At 59.8% G+C, this 20,395-nt stretch carries 20 protein-coding genes, 1 tRNA gene and 1 pseudogene; 5 read left to right on the top strand and 17 right to left on the bottom strand.

What is annotated here, in order from left to right; all coding sequences use genetic code 11:
• Nucleotides 1-23: 23 nt before the first annotated feature.
• Nucleotides 24-746: a 16S rRNA (uracil(1498)-N(3))-methyltransferase gene (locus CUV01_RS09580; protein ID WP_101460272.1), complete on the bottom strand. Its 723-nt coding sequence runs from the start codon at nt 744-746 to the stop codon at nt 24-26.
• Nucleotides 747-760: 14 nt separating this feature from the next.
• Between CUV01_RS09580 and ubiA the strand changes: the two genes are divergently transcribed.
• The 4 genes from ubiA (at nt 761) to CUV01_RS09560 (ending at nt 4,513) form a co-directional block, all read left to right on the top strand.
• Nucleotides 761-1,699, top strand: coding sequence for a 4-hydroxybenzoate octaprenyltransferase (gene ubiA / locus CUV01_RS09575; protein ID WP_101460271.1), 939 nt, complete (start codon nt 761-763; stop codon nt 1,697-1,699).
• A gap of 62 nt (nt 1,700-1,761) precedes the next feature.
• Nucleotides 1,762-3,999, top strand: coding sequence for an OmpA family protein (locus CUV01_RS09570; RefSeq protein ID WP_101460270.1), 2,238 nt, complete (start codon nt 1,762-1,764; stop codon nt 3,997-3,999).
• A 9-nt stretch (nt 4,000-4,008) separates the two neighbouring features.
• Nucleotides 4,009-4,356, top strand: coding sequence for a cation:proton antiporter (locus tag CUV01_RS09565; protein ID WP_101460269.1), 348 nt, complete (start codon nt 4,009-4,011; stop codon nt 4,354-4,356).
• Between the two features lie 80 nt (nt 4,357-4,436).
• Nucleotides 4,437-4,513: transfer RNA gene (locus tag CUV01_RS09560), tRNA-Met, on the top strand.
• 391 nt (nt 4,514-4,904) lie between these two features.
• Here CUV01_RS09560 and CUV01_RS09555 read toward each other — a convergent pair.
• The 11 genes and pseudogenes from CUV01_RS09555 to tnpA form a co-directional block, all read right to left on the bottom strand.
• Nucleotides 4,905-6,034, bottom strand: a protein-coding gene (locus CUV01_RS09555) for an IS3 family transposase (RefSeq protein WP_101460268.1) whose coding sequence is annotated in 2 segments (ribosomal slippage) — nt 4,905-5,800 and nt 5,800-6,034 — 1,131 coding nt in all. Because the reading frame shifts where the segments join, the coding sequence is not laid out codon by codon here.
• Nucleotides 6,035-6,530: 496 nt separating this feature from the next.
• The gene (locus CUV01_RS09550; protein WP_101460267.1) at nt 6,531-6,812 is read right to left on the bottom strand and encodes a PAAR domain-containing protein; all 282 of its coding nucleotides are present in this window, start codon (nt 6,810-6,812) and stop codon (nt 6,531-6,533) included.
• Between the two features lies 1 nt (nt 6,813).
• Nucleotides 6,814-7,623, bottom strand: a complete 810-nt coding sequence (locus tag CUV01_RS09545) for a hypothetical protein (RefSeq protein ID WP_101460266.1) — start codon at nt 7,621-7,623, stop codon at nt 6,814-6,816.
• A complete protein-coding gene (locus CUV01_RS09540) occupies nt 7,623-8,669 on the bottom strand; it encodes a type VI immunity family protein (protein ID WP_101460265.1) in 1,047 nt (348 codons plus the stop codon). The genes CUV01_RS09545 and CUV01_RS09540 overlap by 1 nt, the downstream gene beginning before the upstream one ends.
• 3 nt (nt 8,670-8,672) lie before the next feature.
• Nucleotides 8,673-9,428 carry a hypothetical protein gene (locus CUV01_RS09535; RefSeq protein WP_157994828.1) on the bottom strand — a complete coding sequence of 252 codons (756 nt, stop codon included), beginning with the start codon at nt 9,426-9,428 and terminating at the stop codon, nt 8,673-8,675.
• A gap of 2 nt (nt 9,429-9,430) precedes the next feature.
• Entirely contained in the window at nt 9,431-10,450 is a 1,020-nt protein-coding gene (locus tag CUV01_RS09530; protein WP_101460263.1) for a DUF4123 domain-containing protein, read from the bottom strand.
• A gap of 3 nt (nt 10,451-10,453) precedes the next feature.
• Nucleotides 10,454-12,850, bottom strand: coding sequence for a type VI secretion system Vgr family protein (locus tag CUV01_RS09525; RefSeq protein WP_101460262.1), 2,397 nt, complete (start codon nt 12,848-12,850; stop codon nt 10,454-10,456).
• Between the two features lie 149 nt (nt 12,851-12,999).
• Nucleotides 13,000-13,368 (bottom strand): BglII/BstYI family type II restriction endonuclease, encoded by a 369-nt coding sequence (locus CUV01_RS09520; protein WP_157994827.1) that lies wholly within the window; start codon nt 13,366-13,368, stop codon nt 13,000-13,002.
• 52 nt (nt 13,369-13,420) lie between these two features.
• Nucleotides 13,421-14,947: pseudogene (gene tnpC / locus CUV01_RS09515) on the bottom strand (IS66 family transposase).
• A gap of 71 nt (nt 14,948-15,018) precedes the next feature.
• On the bottom strand, nt 15,019-15,366 hold the full coding sequence (gene tnpB / locus CUV01_RS09510; protein WP_101460260.1) for an IS66 family insertion sequence element accessory protein TnpB: 348 nt from the start codon (nt 15,364-15,366) through the stop codon (nt 15,019-15,021).
• A complete protein-coding gene (gene tnpA, locus CUV01_RS09505) occupies nt 15,363-15,770 on the bottom strand; it encodes an IS66-like element accessory protein TnpA (protein ID WP_232962178.1) in 408 nt (135 codons plus the stop codon). The genes tnpB and tnpA overlap by 4 nt, the downstream gene beginning before the upstream one ends.
• Before the next feature lie 258 nt (nt 15,771-16,028).
• On the opposite strand from tnpA, the gene CUV01_RS19640 reads away from it, so the two are divergent.
• Nucleotides 16,029-16,394 carry a hypothetical protein gene (locus CUV01_RS19640; RefSeq protein ID WP_157994826.1) on the top strand — a complete coding sequence of 122 codons (366 nt, stop codon included), beginning with the start codon at nt 16,029-16,031 and terminating at the stop codon, nt 16,392-16,394.
• A gap of 233 nt (nt 16,395-16,627) precedes the next feature.
• Here the strand turns inward: CUV01_RS19640 and CUV01_RS20345 are convergent, their stop codons facing one another.
• The 5 genes from CUV01_RS20345 to CUV01_RS09470 all read right to left on the bottom strand — a co-directional run bounded on the left by CUV01_RS20345 (nt 16,628) and on the right by CUV01_RS09470 (nt 20,394).
• Nucleotides 16,628-17,125: an HGGxSTG domain-containing protein gene (locus tag CUV01_RS20345; protein WP_198731798.1), complete on the bottom strand. Its 498-nt coding sequence runs from the start codon at nt 17,123-17,125 to the stop codon at nt 16,628-16,630.
• A complete protein-coding gene (locus CUV01_RS09485; protein ID WP_101460258.1) occupies nt 17,122-18,105 on the bottom strand; it encodes a DUF7146 domain-containing protein in 984 nt (327 codons plus the stop codon). Before CUV01_RS09485 ends, CUV01_RS20345 begins: the two co-directional genes overlap by 4 nt.
• A gap of 2 nt (nt 18,106-18,107) precedes the next feature.
• Complete coding sequence (locus tag CUV01_RS09480) at nt 18,108-19,589, bottom strand: DEAD/DEAH box helicase (RefSeq protein ID WP_101460257.1); 1,482 nt, start codon at nt 19,587-19,589, stop codon at nt 18,108-18,110.
• Nucleotides 19,582-20,028 carry a helix-turn-helix domain-containing protein gene (locus CUV01_RS09475; RefSeq protein WP_157994825.1) on the bottom strand — a complete coding sequence of 149 codons (447 nt, stop codon included), beginning with the start codon at nt 20,026-20,028 and terminating at the stop codon, nt 19,582-19,584. Before CUV01_RS09475 ends, CUV01_RS09480 begins: the two co-directional genes overlap by 8 nt.
• 180 nt (nt 20,029-20,208) lie before the next feature.
• On the bottom strand, nt 20,209-20,394 hold the full coding sequence (locus tag CUV01_RS09470) for a helix-turn-helix transcriptional regulator (RefSeq protein WP_101460255.1): 186 nt from the start codon (nt 20,392-20,394) through the stop codon (nt 20,209-20,211).
• Nucleotide 20,395 lies beyond the last annotated feature (1 nt).

The following is a 20,395-nucleotide window of genomic DNA, read 5'->3' as shown; positions in this document are numbered from 1 at the left end:
TCTATACAAAACGCCTGTTTTCGCTATGCTTTCCAGTCACCCAAAGATGCCTGCCATAGGGTCAAGGCGGCCACGGCTGCCGTATCTGCGCGCAGGATGCGCGGGCCTAAGCTGATGGAATTGACGTATGGGCAGGCCCGTAGCCGGTCACGTTCGGCCTGCGAAAACCCGCCTTCCGGCCCGATCAACACCGCCCAGGGGCCCTGCGGCAAGCCGGCCATCGAGTCGAATGGCCCGGCCGCGGCCTCGTCTGCCCAAAGGATGCGGCGCGAGGCATCCCAGCCATCCAGCAGGCGGGCCAATGGTGCCAGATCATCGACCGTCGGGACAAAGGTACCGCCGCATTGTTCGGCGGCCTCGACGGCATGCGCTTGCAAACGGTCCTGACGGATACGTTCGGAATTGGTGAAATCGGTCTGCACCGGCAAGATGCGCGATACGCCCATTTCGGCGGCTTTTTCGACGATAAAGTCGGTCCGTGCCTTCTTGATCGGCGCGAACAGCAGCCACAGATCCGGCGGATTGCGCTGCGGCGCGGTCTGATCCAGCGCCAGCAATTCGCCGCCGCGCTTGCCAGCCTGAACGATCCGGGCCGCCCATTCACCATCATGACCGTTGAAAACGGCGATCTCATCGCCCTGACGCATCCGCATGACGCCAGACAGGTAATGCGCCTGCGCCGCCGCTAGCGGGACGGGTTGTCCCGCAGCCAACGGGTGATCTATGAACAGTCGAACCTTCGCCATAACGGGCCGACGCTATGCAAAGCCAAACGGAAACGCCAGCCTCTGTCGCCGATGCGCCGGCGGGAAATTGGGTCGACCTTTACGCACCTTCGGCCTGGCGGCCCTGGCTGCGCCTGTCCCGCGCCGACCGGCCTATCGGAACATGGCTGCTGTTGCTGCCCTGCTGGTGGGGGATCGGGCTGGCGATGATGGCCGACGGGCCGCGCTGGTTCGATCTGTGGATCGCGGTCGCCAGCACCCTCGGCGCGTTTCTGATGCGCGGGGCGGGCTGCACCTGGAATGACATCACCGACCGCGACATTGACGGCAGCGTGGCGCGCACGCGGTCGCGGCCCATTCCGTCGGGGCAAGTAACCGTCAGGGGCGCGCTGATCTGGATGGGCGTGCAGGCGGGGATCAGCTTTCTGATCCTGCTGACCCTGGGCTGGGTGGCGATTCTGTTGGGCATCGCCTCTATCGTGCTGGTCGCCATCTATCCCTTTGCCAAACGCTTTACCTGGTGGCCGCAGATCTTTTTGGGTCTGGCGTTCAACTGGGGCGTCCTTCTGGCCTATGCGGCCCATACCGGCCGCGTCGATGCCGCCCCCATCGCAGCTTATCTGGGCGGCATTGCCTGGACGATCTTTTACGACACCATCTATGCCCATCAGGATGTCGAGGATGACGCCCTGATCGGCGTGAAATCCACCGCGCGGCTTTTTGGCGATCACAGCCCACTAGTGCTGCTTTGGTTTGGCGGACTGGCCGTGGTGATGCTGGCTCTCGCAATCGTGCTGACGGGTGACGGCCTGGTCATGGGGCTGATCGGTCTGGCCGGTTTTACAGCGCATTTGCTGTGGCAATGGTGGCGCCTTGATCCAAAAGACAGTTCCGGCTGCCTCACGCTGTTCCGATCGAACCGGGATGCGGGGCTGATTCTTGCGCTGTTTCTTGCCGTCGCCGGACTGGTCTGATTGCGAAAGGCCAATCCGCCCGCTAGATCAAGTGGACCCGATAGCAGACTGAAGCCCATTATATGACCGATGATCCGCACAAGCGCTCGACCGCATTTGCTACCATTGTGGTTCTGGCTGGTGCGGGCGGTCTTTGCTGGATGGCGGCGACCGCGACCGCGCGCTTTATCGAGGAACGCTCATTGCAGGATGTCAGCGTCGCGCTGGATACCGGCGGGTATGAATGGGCCGATGTGGCAACCAACGGCCTGCAAGTGCAGCTGTCCGGCACCGCACCAAGCGAGGTCCAGCGGTTCCGCGCCATGACGCAGGTGGCTGCTGTCGTCGATCCAAGCCGGATCATCGACGAGATGCAGGTGGCCACGCCCGATGCGATCACGCCGCCGGATTTCAGCGTTGAATTGCTGCGCAATGACGAAGGAATTTCGCTGATCGGGCTGGTCCCGGCAGAGACCGACCGACTGGCCGTGGTGCGCAACCTGCAAAGCGAAACCGCAGCCCCGCAGGTCGTCGATCTGCTGGAGGCCGCCGATTTCCCGACCCCCGACGGCTGGTCCGAGGCGCTGGAATTCGGCCTGCGCGCAGCACAGATTGCGCGACACGCCAAGATTTCCGTCGCGCCGGGCCTGATAACGATCAACGCCATCACCGACAGCGCCGCCGAAAAGGCACGGCTGGAAACGGCGCTGCGCCGGACCAAGCCTGCCGATCTGGTGCTGGTCAGCGAAATCTCGGCCCCGCGCCCGGTAATCGCCCCCTTTACGCTGCGCTTTGTGATCGACGAGGAAGGCGTGCGTTTCGACGCCTGTGCTGCCGATACCGACGTGGGCCGCGACCGCATTCTGGCGGCTGCCCGCACTGCCGGCCTGCAAGGGCCGACCGGCTGCACCATCGGCCTTGGCTCGCCGTCGCCGGATTGGTCCAACGCGGCGGTCCAGGCGATCTCGACTGTGGCAGGTCTGGGCGCCGGCGCGGTCACTCTGTCGGATGCCGATATCGCCCTCTTCGCCCCGGCCAGCGTCGAGCGCGACATCTTTGACGCAGCTGTCGGTCAGTTGGAACAGGACCTGCCGGCTGTATTTTCCCTGCAGGCCGAGTTGGAACAACCCGCCGATGCCGATGCGGGGCCGGTCGAATTCATCGCCAGCGTGGCGCCGGATCAAACGCTGTACATGCGCGGACGGATCACTGACCAACGCATGCGCGAAGCTGTCGACAGTTTCGCGGGCTCGCGCTTTGATCAGGTCGAAAGCACATTGCGCACCGATGACAGCGTCCCCGGCGGCTGGACCGTTCGCGTCATCGCGGCGCTGGAGGCTGTGGCGACACTGCGCAACGGGGCGGTCACGGTAACGCCTGAACTGGTTCGGATCACCGGCACATCGGGCAATCGCAACGCCTCGGAACAGGCGGCATCGACGCTGTCGCAGCGGCTTGGCGCCGGCGCGCAATATGAACTGGCGATCCGCTATGATGAACGGCTGGACCCACTGCTGGGCCTGCCGAGTGGCGACGAATGCGTGGCGCAGTTGAACACGATCATGTCCGAATCGGCCATCGGATTCGAGCCGAACAAATCGGTCATCGCCGGCGACCCGGCTGAAACCCTGGGGCGCCTGTCCGAAGCCATGGACAACTGCACCGTTTTCCAGATCGAGCTGAGCGGGCACACCGATTCGCAAGGCTCGGAAGGCTTCAACGCCGACCTGTCGCGGGCCCGCGCCCAAGCCGTGCTGACCGCCATGGTCGAGGCCGACATTGACGGCACCAACCTGACCGCGCGCGGCTATGGCGAAAGCCAGCCTGTTGCCTCGAACGAGACCGAAGAGGGCCGAGAGGCAAATCGCCGCATCGAATTCCGCCTGCTGTCGGACGCGCCGGTGCGCCGCGAGGCGCTGCCCGAGCCCGTCGTCGTCTCTGGCGTGACAGAGGAGGAACAGGCGACAACCCACGTGGACCACGAGGCCGAGGGCGAAAACCCAGACGAAGCACCACAGCAGGTGGCCGTTGACGATAGCGACCCCGCGTCCGACGCAGCCATTGCAGAGGCTGACAGCCAAACAGACGGTGCTGCGGACGGTAATGAAGCAACGGGCATCGGCGGGCCTGATATCACGATGCCTGCCGGTCCGTACGTGCATTCCCCCGCCGTGGTTGGCGTTGCCGAGGCGGTGGTGAGCCAGTCTCAGACCGGGCTGGACGCCGATGAGGAAAACGTTAGGCTGCCGGTGATGACCCCGGACGAGGATACGCCCCGCCCCGAACCGCGACCCGCCGGGGCTGACGAAGGCGCAGAGTAGAACCTAGCGATGAACCGCACCGAATTCATAACCGTCACGGCCATCATCCTGTTCACCGCCTTCGTTCTGGGCTGGTTCGCCAGTTGGTTGATCCATCGCCTGACCCGCCCCACCCGCGGCGATATGGGCGAGCTTGACCGCATGGCCCAGCAATTGCACGAAGCCGAGGAACAACGCGACGAAGCCATTGCCCGGCTGGAAGAGCGCGAGGCAGAATTGCGGTCCAAACTGGTCGGCACCGAGGCGGAACTGCGCGCAGCCATGGACGGCCTGCGCGACAGCCGCGCAGAGATCGAAGAACTGCGCGAATATATAGAGTTGAAACTGGCCCGAAACCGCGTGCAACCCAGCCGCTGATTGAAGACTGCATGCTCGGGAAAAGCACAAGAAAACCGCTTGACCCCACGCGGCGGTCGTCCTAAATCCCCCGGACTTGTGGCGGAGTAGCTCAGCTGGTTAGAGCAGCGGAATCATAATCCGCGTGTCGGGGGTTCAAGTCCCTCCTCCGCTACCATTTATCCAATTTATTGTTTATTACGCTGACTTTTTGTTGGCTTCACTCCTATACCCGCCTACCGATCCGCCAACATTTTAGGCGCTTGGTTGCGATGGTTTGCGACAGCCTCACAGGGATTGATCAGTCCGCGCAGTCCGACGAGACTTAGGCGATTTCGCCTCTAGCAAGATGTCTAAGTCTGCTTATGTGCTCCAACCGCAGGCGAGACGTCAGGCGCCTTGACGTCGAATACCTTCGTCCGGTGCCATTCCAAGAAGACCCGATGCTTGCCGGTCAGATCGACAGGCCGATCAGAATGCAGGCGCGCACGCGCCTGCTCGCTGAGATTCTCCGAAGAGACAGGGATGCCGTGGACCTGTCACGTATTTGTGCCGCTCCGAGTGCTCGTTTAAGCCACCTTCCGTTCAAAAGCGACCGGGCTTTTCCAGCCCAGTGCTGAGTGCCGTCGACGCGGATTGTAGAACCCATTGATGTATTCGAAGATCGCCATCTCAGCGTGCCGCCGGGTTACCCATGACCGCCGCCAGATCAGCTCGGCCTTGATGGTTTTGAAGAATGTCTCGACGGCCGCATTGTCATAACAATTACCTTTGCCGCTCATCGAGACTTTGAAGCCATGCTGGCGCAGGATCTTCTGGTAGTCATGCGAACAGTATTGGCTGCCCCTGTCGCTGTGGAAGATGCAGCCTTTGGGTGGCGACCTGAAGGCAATCGCCATCTTCAAGGCCCGGATCGCCAGATCGCGCTTCATCCGGTTGCTGACAGCCCAGCCGATCACGCGGCGGGAGTGCAGGTCCAGGATGACTGCCAGATATAGCCAGCCCTCGCGGGTCCAGATGTAGCTGATGTCGCCCGCCCATTTCTGGTTGGGCCCGGCTGCACTAAAGTCGCGATCCAGCAGGTTCGGGGCGATGTTGAACGTATGGGCGCTGTCGGTCGTGGCTTTGAACTTACGCGTTCTTTCAACGATGATCCTGTTTTCGCGCATCAGGCGACCGACGCGTCGATGCCCGACATCGACACCAACCTCTTTCAGCTCCTCTGTCATCCTCGGCCGACCATAGCTGCCCAAGCTCAGACGCGACTGTTCCTTGATATGCGCCAGAACGACCATGTCCATGCGCTGCCTGTGGCTGGCTGGGCGGCTGCGGAAGGCCCGTAATCCACGCGGGCTGACATTCATCACCTGGCAAAGCCGGTCGATCGGGAAGGCCCCGCGCTGTTCTTCGATGAACCTGAACCTCACGGCTTTTGGCCCGCGAAGAACTGGGTGGCTTTTTTTAGGATGTCCCTCTCCTCCTTGAGGATACGGTTCTCGCGCCGAAGCCGTTCGTTCTCACGCGCCAGCTCGCGATCTTCGGCTGAGACTACGTCCGTGTCCCGGTGTGCGTTCACCCACTTATTGAGGGTCGACAAGCCGACCCCAAGATCATCCGCAACTTGACGCCGCGAAAGCCCGCTGGTCAGCGCAATCCGCACTGCATCCTTGCGAAATTCATCCGTCCTGACTGTGCCCATGGTTCATCTCCTTTGCTGCACATTACGTGGTCAAAGGAGCGGCACCAAACCGCGACAGGTCCAGATCGCCGACCACAAGATCACACGACTGGACGAGCTGATGCCCTGGCGTTACGCTGCTCAGGCAGCGTAACTGACTGAACCGAAACAGCGCCAGAGCGCCTTCACCGGACGGTCACGAACGATTGCTGGGTTTCGCGCCAGCGATTTTTTGACGATTGCTTCTTGTTTCACACAACGCCGCGCAGACTTGGTGAGTGATGCGCGCTCACCACCGCCTCTACCGCGCGGCGCAAAAGCTGGTTTGTGTCCCAGAGCAAATCGACTAGATAGTCATAGTCAGGGCCGGATTCCTTCGGCAGAGGCACGAACCGTGCGTCCCTCCGCACGAGGCGTTTTCATTATCGATCAAGCCACGGGTTCAAGAACTTTGCGTTCAGTGAAGAGCCAAGTCGCGCGCTTTAAACAGCATATTACACAACTGACCCGAGGACGATCAGTCGGATTTCAGCGTCGGCAAGCCCATCGCGATCTTGCCACCATGGGCGGTTTTGTCACCAATGCGCATGACGCCGCGCCCGTTGATCTTCACCAAACTGGAGCCCTTCACCATCGGATCGGGCAATGGAGGCGACCCAGGACAGCCGCACTGCCCACCCTCGACGGCAAGTGGGATGCCGTTGAACCGGACGAGGGATTGACCGGGGTTCATCACCGGCCCACCGCCGTGGATCGGACAGGTGTGTGCATGGCCGACAAGTGCGATGGGGCGGGCCATGTTACCAACCTTCCCTAATATCAAAAGACCAGCTCTTGATTTGGATGAAGCGAGCCTCAAGCGCTTGCCTGACAAGAAGAAGGCCCGTCGAAATATCACTGGGTGGAAAATCTACCCGATACTTGATGAGGTTTTGGTCCGCGTGGATTTCGACGCCATAGGGGACAAGAGAATCCTCGAACCAAGCTTCCGGCGATACTTCCGGCTCAAATGCGGAACCCGCCAAGCTCCGATCAAAATCGAGCAGCATCGCCTCAGCAAATTCACGATTTTTCGTGTCAAGCGGCTTCAGGGGCGCCATATCGACATCGAAAAAATAATCTGACGGCACCTGTGGCCAAACACGCCCAAGTCCCGCCGAGAGATCGAAATCTGGTGCGAGTAGCTCGGTCATCACATCGCGTGCTATCGCATTAGTCTTCTCAAGGTCTTCATAGAGACCGGCCAGCGATGCGCCGGCTACCAAATGCGACTGGATCTCGATCGTGGTGATAAATGGGTCATCGTCCATTCTTCCGACAAAGGTTGAAGAATCGATCAGATTAAGAAGCGATGCAAACTGCCATTGTCCAGTCATCAGGTCGGCAGACAGACGAATTGATATCTGGTTTTTGGCGCTGGCCTCGATAGAGAATGCGCGCTCCAATCCGGTAGCAGCAGAAAGAAGCCGCAAAAAGGCCTCGGGCAGTTCCCGAATGATATTATCGCGGATCAGTTCATCCGCTGTGTAATCGCGGGCTGTCGTTATGACTAGCAGGCTATCTCGCTTTCTCGAGCCCTTCAGGTCTACGGGGGTACCAAGATCACGCATCAGGAAAACCTCTCAAACCAACGCCGGTCATAGAACCGTCGTGCCCAATCGTTGTTGAGTTCATTAAGCGCCTCGTCGCCAACGTGTCCAAAAACGTCCTGTGTGCGCCAAGTAGAAGAAGGGTAGTTCCCGTCATGAGGGCGTAATCGCTCACCCAACTCAAAATAGAGTGGAAGCAGTTCATCATCCACGCCCTTTTCGCCCGTGATTGGGCGGGGGCCAAGCTGAAAGATAACATTCTCATTGCCGACTTGCCATGTGATTTCGGGGCTAAGGCCCTTCGTGATCTTGTCTACGCCACCTAGCGCGCTCAGAACTGGCTCCCCAACAAGAGTTAGCCAGTTGATACCGTTTAGCCAGAACTCTTTAAACTCATGGTCTTCTGCTCCTCGCCAAACTCGATTTCCTGGAAGGCAGATGTCTAGTACAGGAAACTTTTTCGCAACGGGTTTTAGGGTCCAATCCCCTTCATAGGGCCAGTCGAGCGTATCGGATATGCACATACCATATCCTGCGATTGCTGTAACGATGGGCAGGGCCAGCAGTGCCTGTTTCAGCGCTTCGATATCCAGATGCCCAGCCTCGAAATCCGGCACCGGGATATAGGCGTCCAGTTGAACGGCGTCCGTGACATTTAGAAAAAACTTTGTAGGTCCGATGTCATAACGATCCTCGCCATTGAAACCGTGCTGAAAATCAAATCCCACAAAGCGCCATTCGCTGATTTCATCGGCGGGATCATCCACCGACAGAACCTTTGATCTGAGGTGATGAAAGGGCTGCCAATCCCCGTCCTTGATGCTTTTCCTGCGGCGAGGCTTCACACCCGCCGTTTCGACCATCAGCAGACGCTCGGCATCGCGTCGCAAGATCGGCTCGAAAACAGAAAAAAGCTTCTGGTATTCATTCAGATACTGGAACGGATGCCCTTGCCGCCAGAATGATTTCAGGCTCAGCCGGAATGCTGGCGTTGAAAATCTATTTAGTTGAAAATGCCCATCGGACGGGTCACCATTAAAGACGTTGTCTTTATACCATTTGCCCATCGGTTAAACTCCGGTGCGCGGAACAAAGGATGGGCCGTTACAGCCGCAAGCGTTTGAGTTTATGGCCTTTGCGCGCGCACGCGCACCAGAATCATCGAGATTCTTATTGTACATTTCTTGCTGTCCCGGTTGCCAGTCATCTCCATCAAACTTGAAATCATAGATATCCTGCAGCTGTCCATTCTCTCCCATCACCGCAACGTCGGGGCGGATTGAGTAAACATCGCCGCTGAACTGCGCCCTAGCCTGCTTGATCTGCTGGTAGATGTCTACTCCGGTTGAGGCCAGATCGTATACGTCGTAAGCGGTTGAAATAACGTTCAATACCGGAACGAGTTTCAGCCATGAACGAGCGGCGGCCTTGCCGACTTTGGTCGCAACGGCCTTGGCGGCCTGCTTTTCGATCTGGCGGATCACATTGTCCAGATGTCGCTCGATCGTTTCCTTCGCAACCTTGGCGCGGTTCCAGCTTTTCAGTGCATTATCATAGCGAACATAGCGATGCTTGTTCACAGCCGCCGTCGATTTTGGGTAGCGCTTGTTCACAGCCCGCTGGAGATCGGGCGAATTCTTGGCCTTCCCCTCCGCTACGCTGCTCGCGGTCTTTCCCTTATGTTTACCTTCGCACATTTCCTTGCGTGTTTCACACAAGATCTTGCACATGGCGACGTAAATAGGATCGCTTCGATTGTCACCCCGGACGTTCGCATTCCCATTGCCGCATTTCGCGTCACAGGTCGCACAAGCCGTTGTTCCCATACCTACCAAACCTTAACATTTTCACAAGCAAGCCTCGCATAGTGAATGCGCGAGGCCGGTGCTTGGTTTCTGTTCATTAACTCGTATAGTGCTTCTGCGAATTCCGGCCGCTTTTCAAATACCTGTCCGTACTTGAGATCAAGCGAAATTAGGTCCCAAATGTCTTTCATCTCTTCGAGGCCATAAAACAGGGCACGATCAAATGCCGCCAGAACCTGACGCCGCCTTTCCTTGGAAGTTCCTACGTCAACTGACTTTCCAGAAAAATCCTCGACCGCCTTTCTCCGAAGGCAGCCTTCCCTGTAGTGCTCAATAGCTTCCATAGTCTCTGGCGATATACGCCAGATCCCATCGATGGCACGTGGCAGGCGCTCGGGGCGAGGCGCCATGAGATAAGCGTGGGAACAGGACCAAACATGATCTGCCGCAGCAACGATGGCGCTCGCTGGCCCAAACATCCGAGCCACATCCTGCAGGCAGGCTGAGGGCATGAACTGCGCAACGACATTTGCATCGGCATGACGCAGGAGCGCAGGCTCGAAATCATTGGCTGTCGCCAGCCGGTCAGCTTCCGCCAGTGCAGCTCGTGGCAGATAGACCAGGTTAATTCGCCGGAGGTGCCTATAGAGCGCCACCGCTCCGTCTGGGCACTGCCAGAACACGGCTGCGGGGCGGCCGGCGATAAGTGCCATGAGGGCGGGGATAGTGTCCTTTGGCGCGCGGCCGGCGACTTTCTCCGGGCGTTCGTCCAGCCAGACCATGTGCGGGGCGGTGATGATCTGTTCGGGGTTGTTCTCGCCGCGGTCCAGGTAAAGAGGGCGGCTGACGAAATCGCCCAACAGCAATTCCTGCGGCAGGTTGTCGAATTGTGCGCCGTCGAGCACCGCGAAGACCGGCGCGGATTTTTGATCAAGGGCCAGCAGAGCCTCTTCAAGAGAAGTGGGGACCTGAGGTTCCACTTTCGGCTCTGTACGTACGGGTTGGCTCGTCGCATCCAGCGACCAGGGATCGTCCTGCTGCATCCCCTACCTCACGAAGGGCGTTGCGGATTTGGCCATGGCGCGCAGGCATTTGCTGCCTTCGCCGGGGCCGCCGGATTTGAAGTCGATGGCGTTGCCCTCGATCAGCACTTTCAGGCCGCGGATGCGGACGCCGGATTTGTTGATCTCGACATAGCCGCCGGGGGCGGACAGCAGCAGCGTGTCGTCGGCCTTGATCTCCCAGACCTTCGAGCTGCCTTCGAACTTTTCCTCGGACGAGATCTGATAGAGCTTGCCCGAGGAATGCGACGCGCGCTGGCCGGTATGGGTGGTATATTCCTCGCCGACATCGACGGTCTTGGTCTTGCCGACCTGCAGGCGCTGCTCGACGCCGACCTTGGTGAACTCCTTCTGCCCGACCATGGTATTGCGCACCGCGCCGACCATGGTGTTCTTGAACAGCCCGATCTGCTCGGTCCGCGCCAGGCCGATCGTGTCGGCCTGGAATTTCTCGACCAGCGTGTTCATCACACCCGACACCGGCATGATCGCCGACAGCACGGACCCGAGCGCCGTGCCGGTGCCGACCTGCTGGGCCCCCGCAACCGCGCGGTTCTGCCCCGCCCCGTCAAAGGCCGAAATCAGCGGGCTCGATGCCATCTCGCCGCCCACGGTCGCGGCCACGACGCCGCCCAGAAAGGCCGGGATCGACGGATCACCAGCCTCTTCGGCCACATTCAGTGCGTCCTTGGTTGCCTGACCGGCAATCCCCGCCAGCGCCGCGAACAGCCCCATCTTGCCGCCGCCGACGGTCAGGTTCATCGAGCCGCCGATACGCTCCTGATGATTGCTGCCGATCTCGATGGATTTGTTGCTGCCGACGCTTTCGATCTGATCATTGTCGACCCGCTTCATGCGGTTGTTCAGGACCTTCAGCGTCTGGTCCTTCTGCGCGTGCAGCGCGATATTCTCCTGCCCGACCTCGTCCTCAAAGCTCAACTCGTTGAAGCCTTCGCCCTTGTGGGTCTTGGATCGCCACACGGCCTTGGTCTTATGCGCGGGCAGCGGGTATGGCGCATCGTTCTTGCCGTTGAAGACATTACCCACCACGACCGGCTTGTCGGGATCGCCTTCCAGGAACTCGACCAGCACCTCCATGCCGATGCGGGGAATGACCATGCCACCCCAGCCGGCGCCGGCCCAGTTCTGGCTGACCCTGCAGCGCATCGAATAGGCGTTCGCCAGGTCCCAGTGGAACCGCACCAGGATGCGACCGTATTCGTCGCAGTCGATCTCGCCCTCGCCGACGACCGTGGCCGTCTGTGGGCCCTGCACGATGGCCAGCGGCGTGCGCTTCGGCGGCGCCATCGGCGCGGTGTCGGGCATCAGCGTGTAGCTGCCGGTGAAGCTGTATCCGTCGCTGCCTTGCCCGCCTGAACCGTAGGCCTCACTGACGAAATGGTGGCTGGCCGAGAGGCACAGGAAACTTTCGCCGTGACCCGGCACCTTGTCGCCCGACAGCACCATCCGCATGCCCGCGCCAAGGCTGACACAATCGCCCACCGCCCGGTTGCGCCGATCGGCGCCGCGTTCCTGTTCTGTCCGCAGACCCACCACCAGCCGGCCCACATCCTGCGCCAGATAATCGCCCGGATAGTCGAAACTTTCGATCTGACCCTGCGCGTGCTGGGCGTCACCCAGACGGTCGACTTCCATCGACTGGGTCGGTTTCTTGAAGTTATAGTCGACCAACCGCACCGCGCCGGTGGCGATATTGCGTTCCGGCGCCCAGTCCCAGAAATGCTCCTGTTCATACTGGTGATGGCCGTCATAGCGCTTGAACGGGCGCGGGCCGATGGCCTCATGCGCCAGAACGTCATCGGTCAGCACCAGCGTATGGCTGCCCATGGCGTGACGGAAATGGAAGCTGATCCCGTGCCGCTCCATCTGTCGGCGCGCGAAGTCCAGATCGGATTCGCGGTATTGCACCGTGTATTCAAGGGTCGGATAATCCTTCGACAGGCTGATCTCCAGCGCCGGATCGCCCAGGGACGCGTAATCGGACAGCAGTTCCTGAATGATTTGCACGACGGTTTTGTTATGGAAAATCCGCTGGTTCCGCCGCCGCCCGGCCAGCCAGAACCACGGCCGCAGCGTCAGGTCATAGCGATGCCCGTTCTCGCCCACGCCGGCCCATCTGGCCGAAGTGACGATCCCGTCAAAGGGCCGCATCTGGTCATGGGCTTCAATCTCGACCGTGGCATGAGTGCCGACAAGCGCATCGAAATCCAGATCGTCGCGCGTGGCCAGAGCTTCGACGCGGTATTCGAAGAGGTCATTCAGGTGGTCGCTGCCATCGAAACGCAGCAGCACCAGAACGTCCGGCCCGAGCTCCGTGGTCAACCGACCCAGACGCTCGGCCTGTTTGAAAGGAGCGTTCAACGATCAGCCTCCAAATTCAATACACTACTCATCAATCGCTCGCTGATAGCATATCGCCAAAACAACGGCCAGTGACAGCTGGCTGATGAGCCAGTACCGATAAGAATATAGGCGTGCCGCCACAGAGATTGGCCATGCTGTCGGTTTCATTACCTTATCTGCTTTAAGCTATTGGCGAGTTGAGCCGTTGCGCTTCGCATCGCTCTCGCCTCTTCGATCAATCCGGCAACATCGCGTTCAGCGATCATCACCGCCGACAACCCGCGCTTTCCGTAGAGATCGCGATCATAGGTTTGGTCTTTGCTGTTCCACTCAAGATCCAAGGCAACCTTGCCGTTCAGAAAGTCGATCCGGTGGCCGTCGAGATAGCCCTCTCGAACGTATTCATCGAGAAGCTCATCGCGTTTGGCGTGGTGTAGTTGAACGTGAAGATCGGCAGAAATACGGGTTTCCTGCCAGTTGTCATCGAACAGCGTGTCGACGTATTTGGCGATTGGCCCCTTACTGCCCCCCAGCAATCGTTCGTGACCGTCCGGTGAAGGCGCTCTGGCGCTGTTTCGGTTCAGTCAGTTACGCTGCCTGAGCAGCGTAACGCCAGGGCATCAGCTCGTCCAGTCGTGTGATCTTGTGGTCGGCGATCTTGGCGAGGACCCATGTGAGCCAGGCTTGGGGGTCCACCTTGTTGAGCTTGGAGGTCTCGATGAGGGTAAAGGCGATGGCCATGGCTTTGCCGCCGCCCTCGGATCCAGAGAACATTCAGTTTTTGCGCCCGATGGCCACTGGCTTCACGGCCCGCTCAGTGGTGTTGTTATCCAATTCCAAGTGGCCGTTGCTCAGATAGGGGCGCGCCTTTGGCATTCGTCCCAAGGCGTGGCGGATCGCCTTTGCCAGGGGCGACTTGCCCGAAATTTTGGGCAATTGCGCGTGGAGCCAGTTTTCCAGTTCGTCAAAGATCGGCTTTGCCCTGGCATGGCGCACGGCGGCGCGGTCTTCGGGGGCCATGCCCCTGATCTCCTTCTCGATGGCATAAAGTTGGGCAATCCGCAGGATGGCCTGCTCGGCAGTGGCGCTACCCTGTGACGCGAAGACATCCACGAACTTACGCCTGACATGGGCCATACAGGCCATCTCATCCGCCTTGTCCTCGCCAAACACGCCGTTGAAGCCGGAATAGCCGTCCGCATGGACCCAGCCCTTGTAGCCCGAGAGATGGAAGACGGGATGTTCCCCTTTGCGGTCCACCGTGAACTGGTACCACGCGCAAGGCGGCGATTGCCCGGACCAGGCACGCTCATCCCGGACATAGGTCCAGATCCGCGCGGTCTTGGTTTTTTTGTTGCCAGGAGCAAGCATCTTCACGGGCGTATCGTCTGCAAAGAGGGCTGCGCCCTGACGCACGGTCCGACCAATCGCGTCGGCAAGGGGCTCAAGCAGAGCCGTGGACCGGCCAACCCAGTCGGCCATGGTGGAGCGATCCAGATCAACGCCCTCACGGGCAAAGATCTGGCTCAGCCGGTACAGTGGAAGATGGTCGCCGTATTTGCTGACCAGAACATGGGCCAACAAGCCAGGCCCCGGCCGTCCGCGCTCAATGGGTCGCGAGGGCAGTGGGGCCCGCACAATCGCCTCGCAACACGAGCAGGCCTTGCGTGGCCGAATAATCCGCTTCACCTTGAAGCGACCGGGCACATACTCCAACTCTTCAGTCACGTCCTCGCCCAAGGTGCGCAGAGCGCCCCCACACTGACCGCAATCATCGCCGGGCGACAGCTCCTCGTCTTCCCTGTCCAGATGATCCGGCAATGGCTTGCGGCTGTGCTTGCGCTTCGGCTTGCAATCAGCCTCCTCCTGCGGCGACGTGGGCTCTTTGGCCTGCGCCTCAGCCGCTTCAACGATCTCGGCATCTTCGTGCAGGTCGAAGTTGAGCTGATCCAGAACTTCCGACTTGGAGCCGAAGCGATGGCGGTTGGCCCCGTGCAGCTGGTGCTGAAGCTGTTCGACCTTGAGGCTCAGAGCCTTGACCTCATCGGCTAAAAGGCGGTTCACAGCCCTCAACTCGGCAGGGTCTTCCGGGGTGATATCGAGGTCCGTCAGCATCCCAAACTGTATACCCGATCAAGAGCGCAAGGTGAATCCCGTAAAGCGCGCAAACATCAATAATTGTTGACCTATCCGACGCTCAGAGGCTGCCATGTCTTCTGCGGCATGCGCCAGTCGATCCCTTCCAGCAGCATCGATAATTGCGCCGCTGTCACGCTGACTTTGCCGTCCTTTGCAGCAGGCCAGACAAACCGACCTTTCTCCAGACGCTTGCTGAATAGGCAGGCCCCTTGGCTGTCCCACCAGATAATCTTGAGCAAATCGCCGCGCCGCCCCCGGAACACAAAAAGGTGGCCGGAATAGGGCTCAAGCTCCAGAACTTTCTCGGCTTGTGCCGCCAGCGTATTGAAGCCCCGGCGCATGTCCGTCACTCCGGCGGCCAACCACACCCGCGTGTTGCTCGGCACAGGGATCACGGCATCAGACCTTCCACCAGCGCCAGCACTGACGACAGCGCCGTCGTACCTTCCACCAATATCCGCCGCCCATCCGACAGCGTAATATCCACCCGATGAGCAGACAGCGGCGCGTCCGGGGCAAGGGCTGCAATCTGGGGACCCGGTGCGAACGGCGCGTCTTCAATCGCAACCGGAAGGAAGCCCGATGCCTCGATCTCGCCCATATCCTGATCGGGTGCGAACCGGGGGTCGCGCAGCCAGTTGTGGATCAGGTTCGCGTTCATCGCATAGCGACGCGCAACCTGCGCCACCGAAACACCCCCTGCTTTGGTCTGCAAACAGATCGACCGCTTCTCGTCGTCCGACCAGAACCGCTTCTTGCTCCCCTTCTTCGTCCCCATAATGCGCCTCAGAATGTCCATTACCAAAATGGACATTATCAGCGCGCACCACACATCGTCAGAGCAGGTTCAGCGGACGCTCACGCTGCTCCCGACTAAAAGGAACACCTATTGTAAGACCCCATGAAGACAAATCGTGGCGCGTGCAAGCCTAGCCAGGATTATGCTTTTGGCCCTATTTTTCGCGCTCTCGTTGCCAACGTATCGAAACTTGGCGAGGTGTGATTCTGCCGGTTTCGTGGACAGCAAGTTAAGGCAGCACGTCGACCGGAAGCAGCCTTGAGCAAACTTGGCGCGGCTCAGACCGTCGCCGTGCTCGGGGATGATGCAAGTGACGCCGCGCTGATATGTGCCACCAATAGTGCCTGTGCCGCCGCCTCGGCGCGCTCGCACCCCGCGCTCCCGACCTTCTCCAATTCGGCACGCGTGGCCGCGTTGATTTCGCGGGCGCGCGTCGGTGTCAGGTCCCGGTCGACGTTGCTCTCGGTCTCGGAGATCTCTATATTGATTCTGGACGGGCTCGCGGCCCTCGCACCGACTTCCAATATCGGAGAGCTGGGCCGCGACCCGGCAACGTTCATTTCAGATTGGTCGCCCATCCTTTGGAACAACGCGCCTTCGCTGTTGTCCCGAGACAGATCATAGTGGAATTTGCCGTGGTGCATTTCGCGAACGGTAACAACCGCATGCTTGCGCCTGCCATCCAACACCACCCGGGCGGCGATCTTGTGATATGCCTTCCCATGATCTTCTCCTCGCTCGCAGCATCATGAGCCGCTGTTGCGCGGAGAATCCACTTATTCCGGCTGTTCAGTTTTCCGCAACGACGTCTCAAGTAGATCGTCAAGTTCAGCCCAACAGCGGGCTTTGATCCCAGGCTACAGAACTCGTTCCTTATCCCTCCTCTTTTGCCACCGCCGCCGTTGGGCGGCCGCAATACGCGCTTTGCCTTCGGCCGTTCTCGGTCCTGTTGAGAGGCCGCCATGAAGCCGACATCGCTGCTTGCCGGGTTCGCTCTGTAGGCGACAAGGCGTGCCGGCTCGTGTCATTGCTTTGCACGGTCGCTGCGCTATACTAGCCAAGGTTATTCTGCGGATCGCCATTGCATCGGAGACGATCTTCATTTGGTGTCGCGAGACGCTTCCGAGAAAGTGCAGACGGACGAACCCCAGACCGGGGCGCGAAGAGCGAAGGCGGTGCGCATCTTCTGAATTGAGATATTCAGAGATCCTCTCAAGGATGGTCGAACGCCCGTCCAAAGCGGGCTTCCCTTCCCAGTAGCTGATGGTCTGGCGCGAAACTCCGATCCGCCGCGCAAGCGCTGCCTGCGACAGCCCCACTCTTCGGCGAAGGGCAGTGAGTTCTGTTCCGGTCATGCTTCAGATCCAGCTCTTACGCGCGCGGTCCACTCATCGGCCCAATCAGTGCCAATGATGCGCGGTGTTTGGATATTTACCTCCAGCCCGACATATTTGGGATTAGTACGCAGCTTATTCGCCAGAATCGCCCCGGCGCGCAGGCCGCGGAAATTGGCGTCACTGTCGACGAAAATTGCAACCTCATCAGCGCCAGCAGGGGGGAACCACTTTTCCATCATCGTGGCGTTGAGAGCCGCCCAGACAGGCATGTCAAACATAGCCGAAGCGCTCATGGCCGTCTCGATACCCTCGGCAACACCGATTGCACCGTGACCGGGCCACTCCGACAGCATCACGCACGCGCCGTCCGGCAGGCTGCCCGGCATCATCTTGCGCGGGCTGGCCATCTCGGCTTTGCCGCTGCCGTCAGGCTTGAGGAACGTCCGGTGCATGCTGCAATACCGCTGCCGCCCCTTCGGGTCCGTGATACCATGGATGCCGACAAGCGCCACCATGCACGGCCTTACGCCCCCTTCACCGTCCTTCATCGCATCGGAAAACCGAAGCGCGGCGGGATATGTCGGCTGATCCAATCGGCGGGTTGTCAGGTATTTGTCTGCCGCGTCACCCTTGGCGATCGGCTGCGTTGATGAATAGGTAGCGCGCAGCATGTTGCGGCGTTCGTCGCCGGTCATTTCCCGGCGCTGGGATCCGCTTTCCGGCTTCAGGTTCCCAAGCAGCCCGTCGATCTTCGGGGCGATCTCCGAAAACGACATGCCGGTGTATTCCATCGCCAGCTTCATGCCGTCACCGGCACCGCACTGGCCGCAGATATACGTGCCTCTGCCGTCTTGATTGTCCCAGCGGAACCGATCATTTCCGCCGCAGATAGGGCATGGGCCATGCTGATCCTTGAGGAATGTCTCAGCCATCCCCAAAGCCATGAGGATGCCCCGCCACTTGCCCTTCGCTGCGTTCGATGTCTTTTCGTGGAACATGCTCACGCCCCCTTCCGCTTCGCGTAGGCGATGCGCCTGCTTTTTTCGTAGTTGAGGAACGCTTGGTCTGCGGGCGTGGCTATGTCGGACAGCCCGCGCGGCCACACCTGGAACTTGCCGCGATACAGGTTCGCAGCCCATCCCTGCTTGTAGCCACGCTGACCGGCCATCCACAGCGCCATGCTGTAGAAGAGCTGCTTCTCGGCTTTGGTAGCCTGTTCGTTCTTCGCCTTCGCTGAAGTCAGTTCGATCAGTTCGCCGTCAACCGTCTCGACGCCTGCAATCGGCTTGCGCTTGTGTCCACAGTAGGGACATTTCAGGCCCTTATGCAGAGCGGCGCAGTTGGCGCATTCCTTCGGCAGTTTCTCTTTGCGTTCGCTCACCTGCTTTTGTCCCGGCGGGGTCTTGTCCAATTCGTCGCGACGGATATCGGTTACAAGGCCAAGGCGCAGCGAATTGCCCGCGTGATCCAGAACAAGCAGATCCTCGGTCCCCTCATTGACGCGCAGGCCCCTGCCGATCTTCTGGACGTGCAGCATGATGCTCTTAGTTGGCGCGGCGTCGATGATGCACGACACGGGCCAGTCAACGCCGGTGGTCAGCGTCCGCACAGAACAGGCAATCTTCACATCACCGGCCACGAACCGACGCTTGATCAATTCCCGTTCCACGCTGTCCGTGTAGGCATCGCAATATGCCGTCGCCACTCCAGCGCACTGGAATGCCTCAGCCAGTTGCTTTGCGTGGGCGCAGTTGACCCCGAACAGCAGCGTTGGGCGGTTCTCACCCTTAGCCAGCCACGTCTCGACAACCGACGCCATCAGCGCCTTGCCTTCCATGACCTCTGCCGTCTGGGCTTCGTTGTAATCCCCGGCGACGGTCTTGACCGCCGACAGATCGGGAATGTCCGGCGCGAAAACCCGGAACTGCGAAAGATACCCTTGGTCGATCAGGTCGCTGATGGTGCAGGGCGTCACCATGTCCTGCCACAGCAGCCCCATGCCCTTCGACCATGGCGTTGCCGACAGCCCGACGAAGAACACGTCCGGTCGATCGACCATCAATTCCTCGATCACCTTTGCCCTAAGGTGGCATTCATCCACGATGACCATGGCAGCCTGCGGAATGTCGCGACGGGCGAGGGTCTGGACAGATGCGACCTGGACCTTAGCCAGACGGTCAGTCCGGGGATGGTTCGCCTGCATCACGCCGATGTCGGTGATGCCCTGTCCTTCAAACGCCTCAACGGTCTGATCAATCAGCGAGACAGAAGGGGCCGTGAAGATCACCGAATTGCTCTTGGCTTGGGCCTTCTCGATGATATTCGATGCGATAACTGTCTTACCGGCACCGGTAGGCATCTGGCAGACGACGCTCTGGTGTCCCTGTGCGAGAGATTGGCGGATCATCTGCACCGCTTTGACCTGATGTGAACGAAGTTCCTTCCTCTTGGCACAGGCTTCTTCGAAAAGTAGGTCACGCATGACGGGCACCTTTCACAATGCGCAGTGCCGGGACCGTCTTTTCCCCTGTAGTGTAAATAACCCTTTCGTCGGAACGTTGCTTCCGCCCGGTCTCGTTTTCAGTGCCGGTAGTGTGGTTCCGCCCGGTGCCGGAACGCAGGTTCCGCCCACTTTTGTTCTTGGGTTCCCCAAACAGGCTATATTGGTTCGCTGCCTGACCCGTTGCACAGAACCGTTCATTGGCCGTCACAAGCCCGACATGTTCAAGCGCACGGATAGCATTGCGGGCGGATCGGTCGCTCACGCCGCACTTGTTGCCGATAGTCAGCATGGACGGACAGCACAGCCCGGTCTTGTCGTTGTGGTGGTAGGCCAGAACGAACAGGGCGCAGCGCTGGACAGCGGAAATATCTACCGTCTGGGCCGCAGTCATTGCCCAATTCATCGCGCGAATGCTCATTCGGAGCCTCCGCCGGACTGCGCATGACGGCCGGTGAAGGAGAAGAGGGACGCACCTTCATGGCGGTTCGTGAACGTTTTCATCTTATGCTCTCGGCATTGTGCCACGAGACGGGACGCGCTATCGTTAGGGCAGTCATCATGCCAGACAGCGTGAAACCCCGCCTCGGCGGGGTTTTTCTTAGGCAGCTTGGGATTTCGAAGCGTCCCACGCCTCGATTTCCGACAACTTCCAGCGGGTGCAGCCGGGCGAAAGTTTTACCGGCTGGGGGAAGGTCGGATCGATCTTCGCCCAGCGCCACAGCGTCGAGCGGTGGACGCTATACCGGACAGAAAGCTGGTAATCGGAATAATAAGTCTCGGCCATT

This window comes from Paracoccus tegillarcae (genome assembly GCF_002847305.1).
GTDB lineage: Bacteria > Pseudomonadota > Alphaproteobacteria > Rhodobacterales > Rhodobacteraceae > Paracoccus > Paracoccus tegillarcae.
The sequence above is the reverse complement of the archived record's forward strand: the minus strand, read 5'-3'. Positions and strand labels throughout refer to the sequence as shown.

Bases quoted from the DNA above. Each gene is read 5' to 3' on its own strand.
- CUV01_RS09580 (WP_101460272.1), bottom strand. From the start codon at position 746: ATGGCGAAGGTTCGACTGTTCATAGATCACCCGTTGGCTGCGGGACAA.
- ubiA (WP_101460271.1), top strand. From the start codon at position 761: ATGCAAAGCCAAACGGAAACGCCAGCCTCTGTCGCCGATGCGCCGGCG.
- CUV01_RS09570 (WP_101460270.1), top strand. From the start codon at position 1,762: ATGACCGATGATCCGCACAAGCGCTCGACCGCATTTGCTACCATTGTG.
- CUV01_RS09565 (WP_101460269.1), top strand. From the start codon at position 4,009: ATGAACCGCACCGAATTCATAACCGTCACGGCCATCATCCTGTTCACC.
- CUV01_RS09550 (WP_101460267.1), bottom strand. From the start codon at position 6,812: ATGGCCCGCCCCATCGCACTTGTCGGCCATGCACACACCTGTCCGATC.
- CUV01_RS09545 (WP_101460266.1), bottom strand. From the start codon at position 7,623: ATGCGTGATCTTGGTACCCCCGTAGACCTGAAGGGCTCGAGAAAGCGA.
- CUV01_RS09540 (WP_101460265.1), bottom strand. From the start codon at position 8,669: ATGGGCAAATGGTATAAAGACAACGTCTTTAATGGTGACCCGTCCGAT.
- CUV01_RS09535 (WP_157994828.1), bottom strand. From the start codon at position 9,428: ATGGGAACAACGGCTTGTGCGACCTGTGACGCGAAATGCGGCAATGGG.
- CUV01_RS09530 (WP_101460263.1), bottom strand. From the start codon at position 10,450: ATGCAGCAGGACGATCCCTGGTCGCTGGATGCGACGAGCCAACCCGTA.
- tnpA (WP_232962178.1), bottom strand. From the start codon at position 15,770: ATGGACATTCTGAGGCGCATTATGGGGACGAAGAAGGGGAGCAAGAAG.
- CUV01_RS20345 (WP_198731798.1), bottom strand. From the start codon at position 17,125: ATGACCGGAACAGAACTCACTGCCCTTCGCCGAAGAGTGGGGCTGTCG.
- CUV01_RS09485 (WP_101460258.1), bottom strand. From the start codon at position 18,105: ATGTTCCACGAAAAGACATCGAACGCAGCGAAGGGCAAGTGGCGGGGC.
- CUV01_RS09480 (WP_101460257.1), bottom strand. From the start codon at position 19,589: ATGCGTGACCTACTTTTCGAAGAAGCCTGTGCCAAGAGGAAGGAACTT.
- CUV01_RS09475 (WP_157994825.1), bottom strand. From the start codon at position 20,028: ATGAGCATTCGCGCGATGAATTGGGCAATGACTGCGGCCCAGACGGTA.
- CUV01_RS09470 (WP_101460255.1), bottom strand. From the start codon at position 20,394: ATGGCCGAGACTTATTATTCCGATTACCAGCTTTCTGTCCGGTATAGC.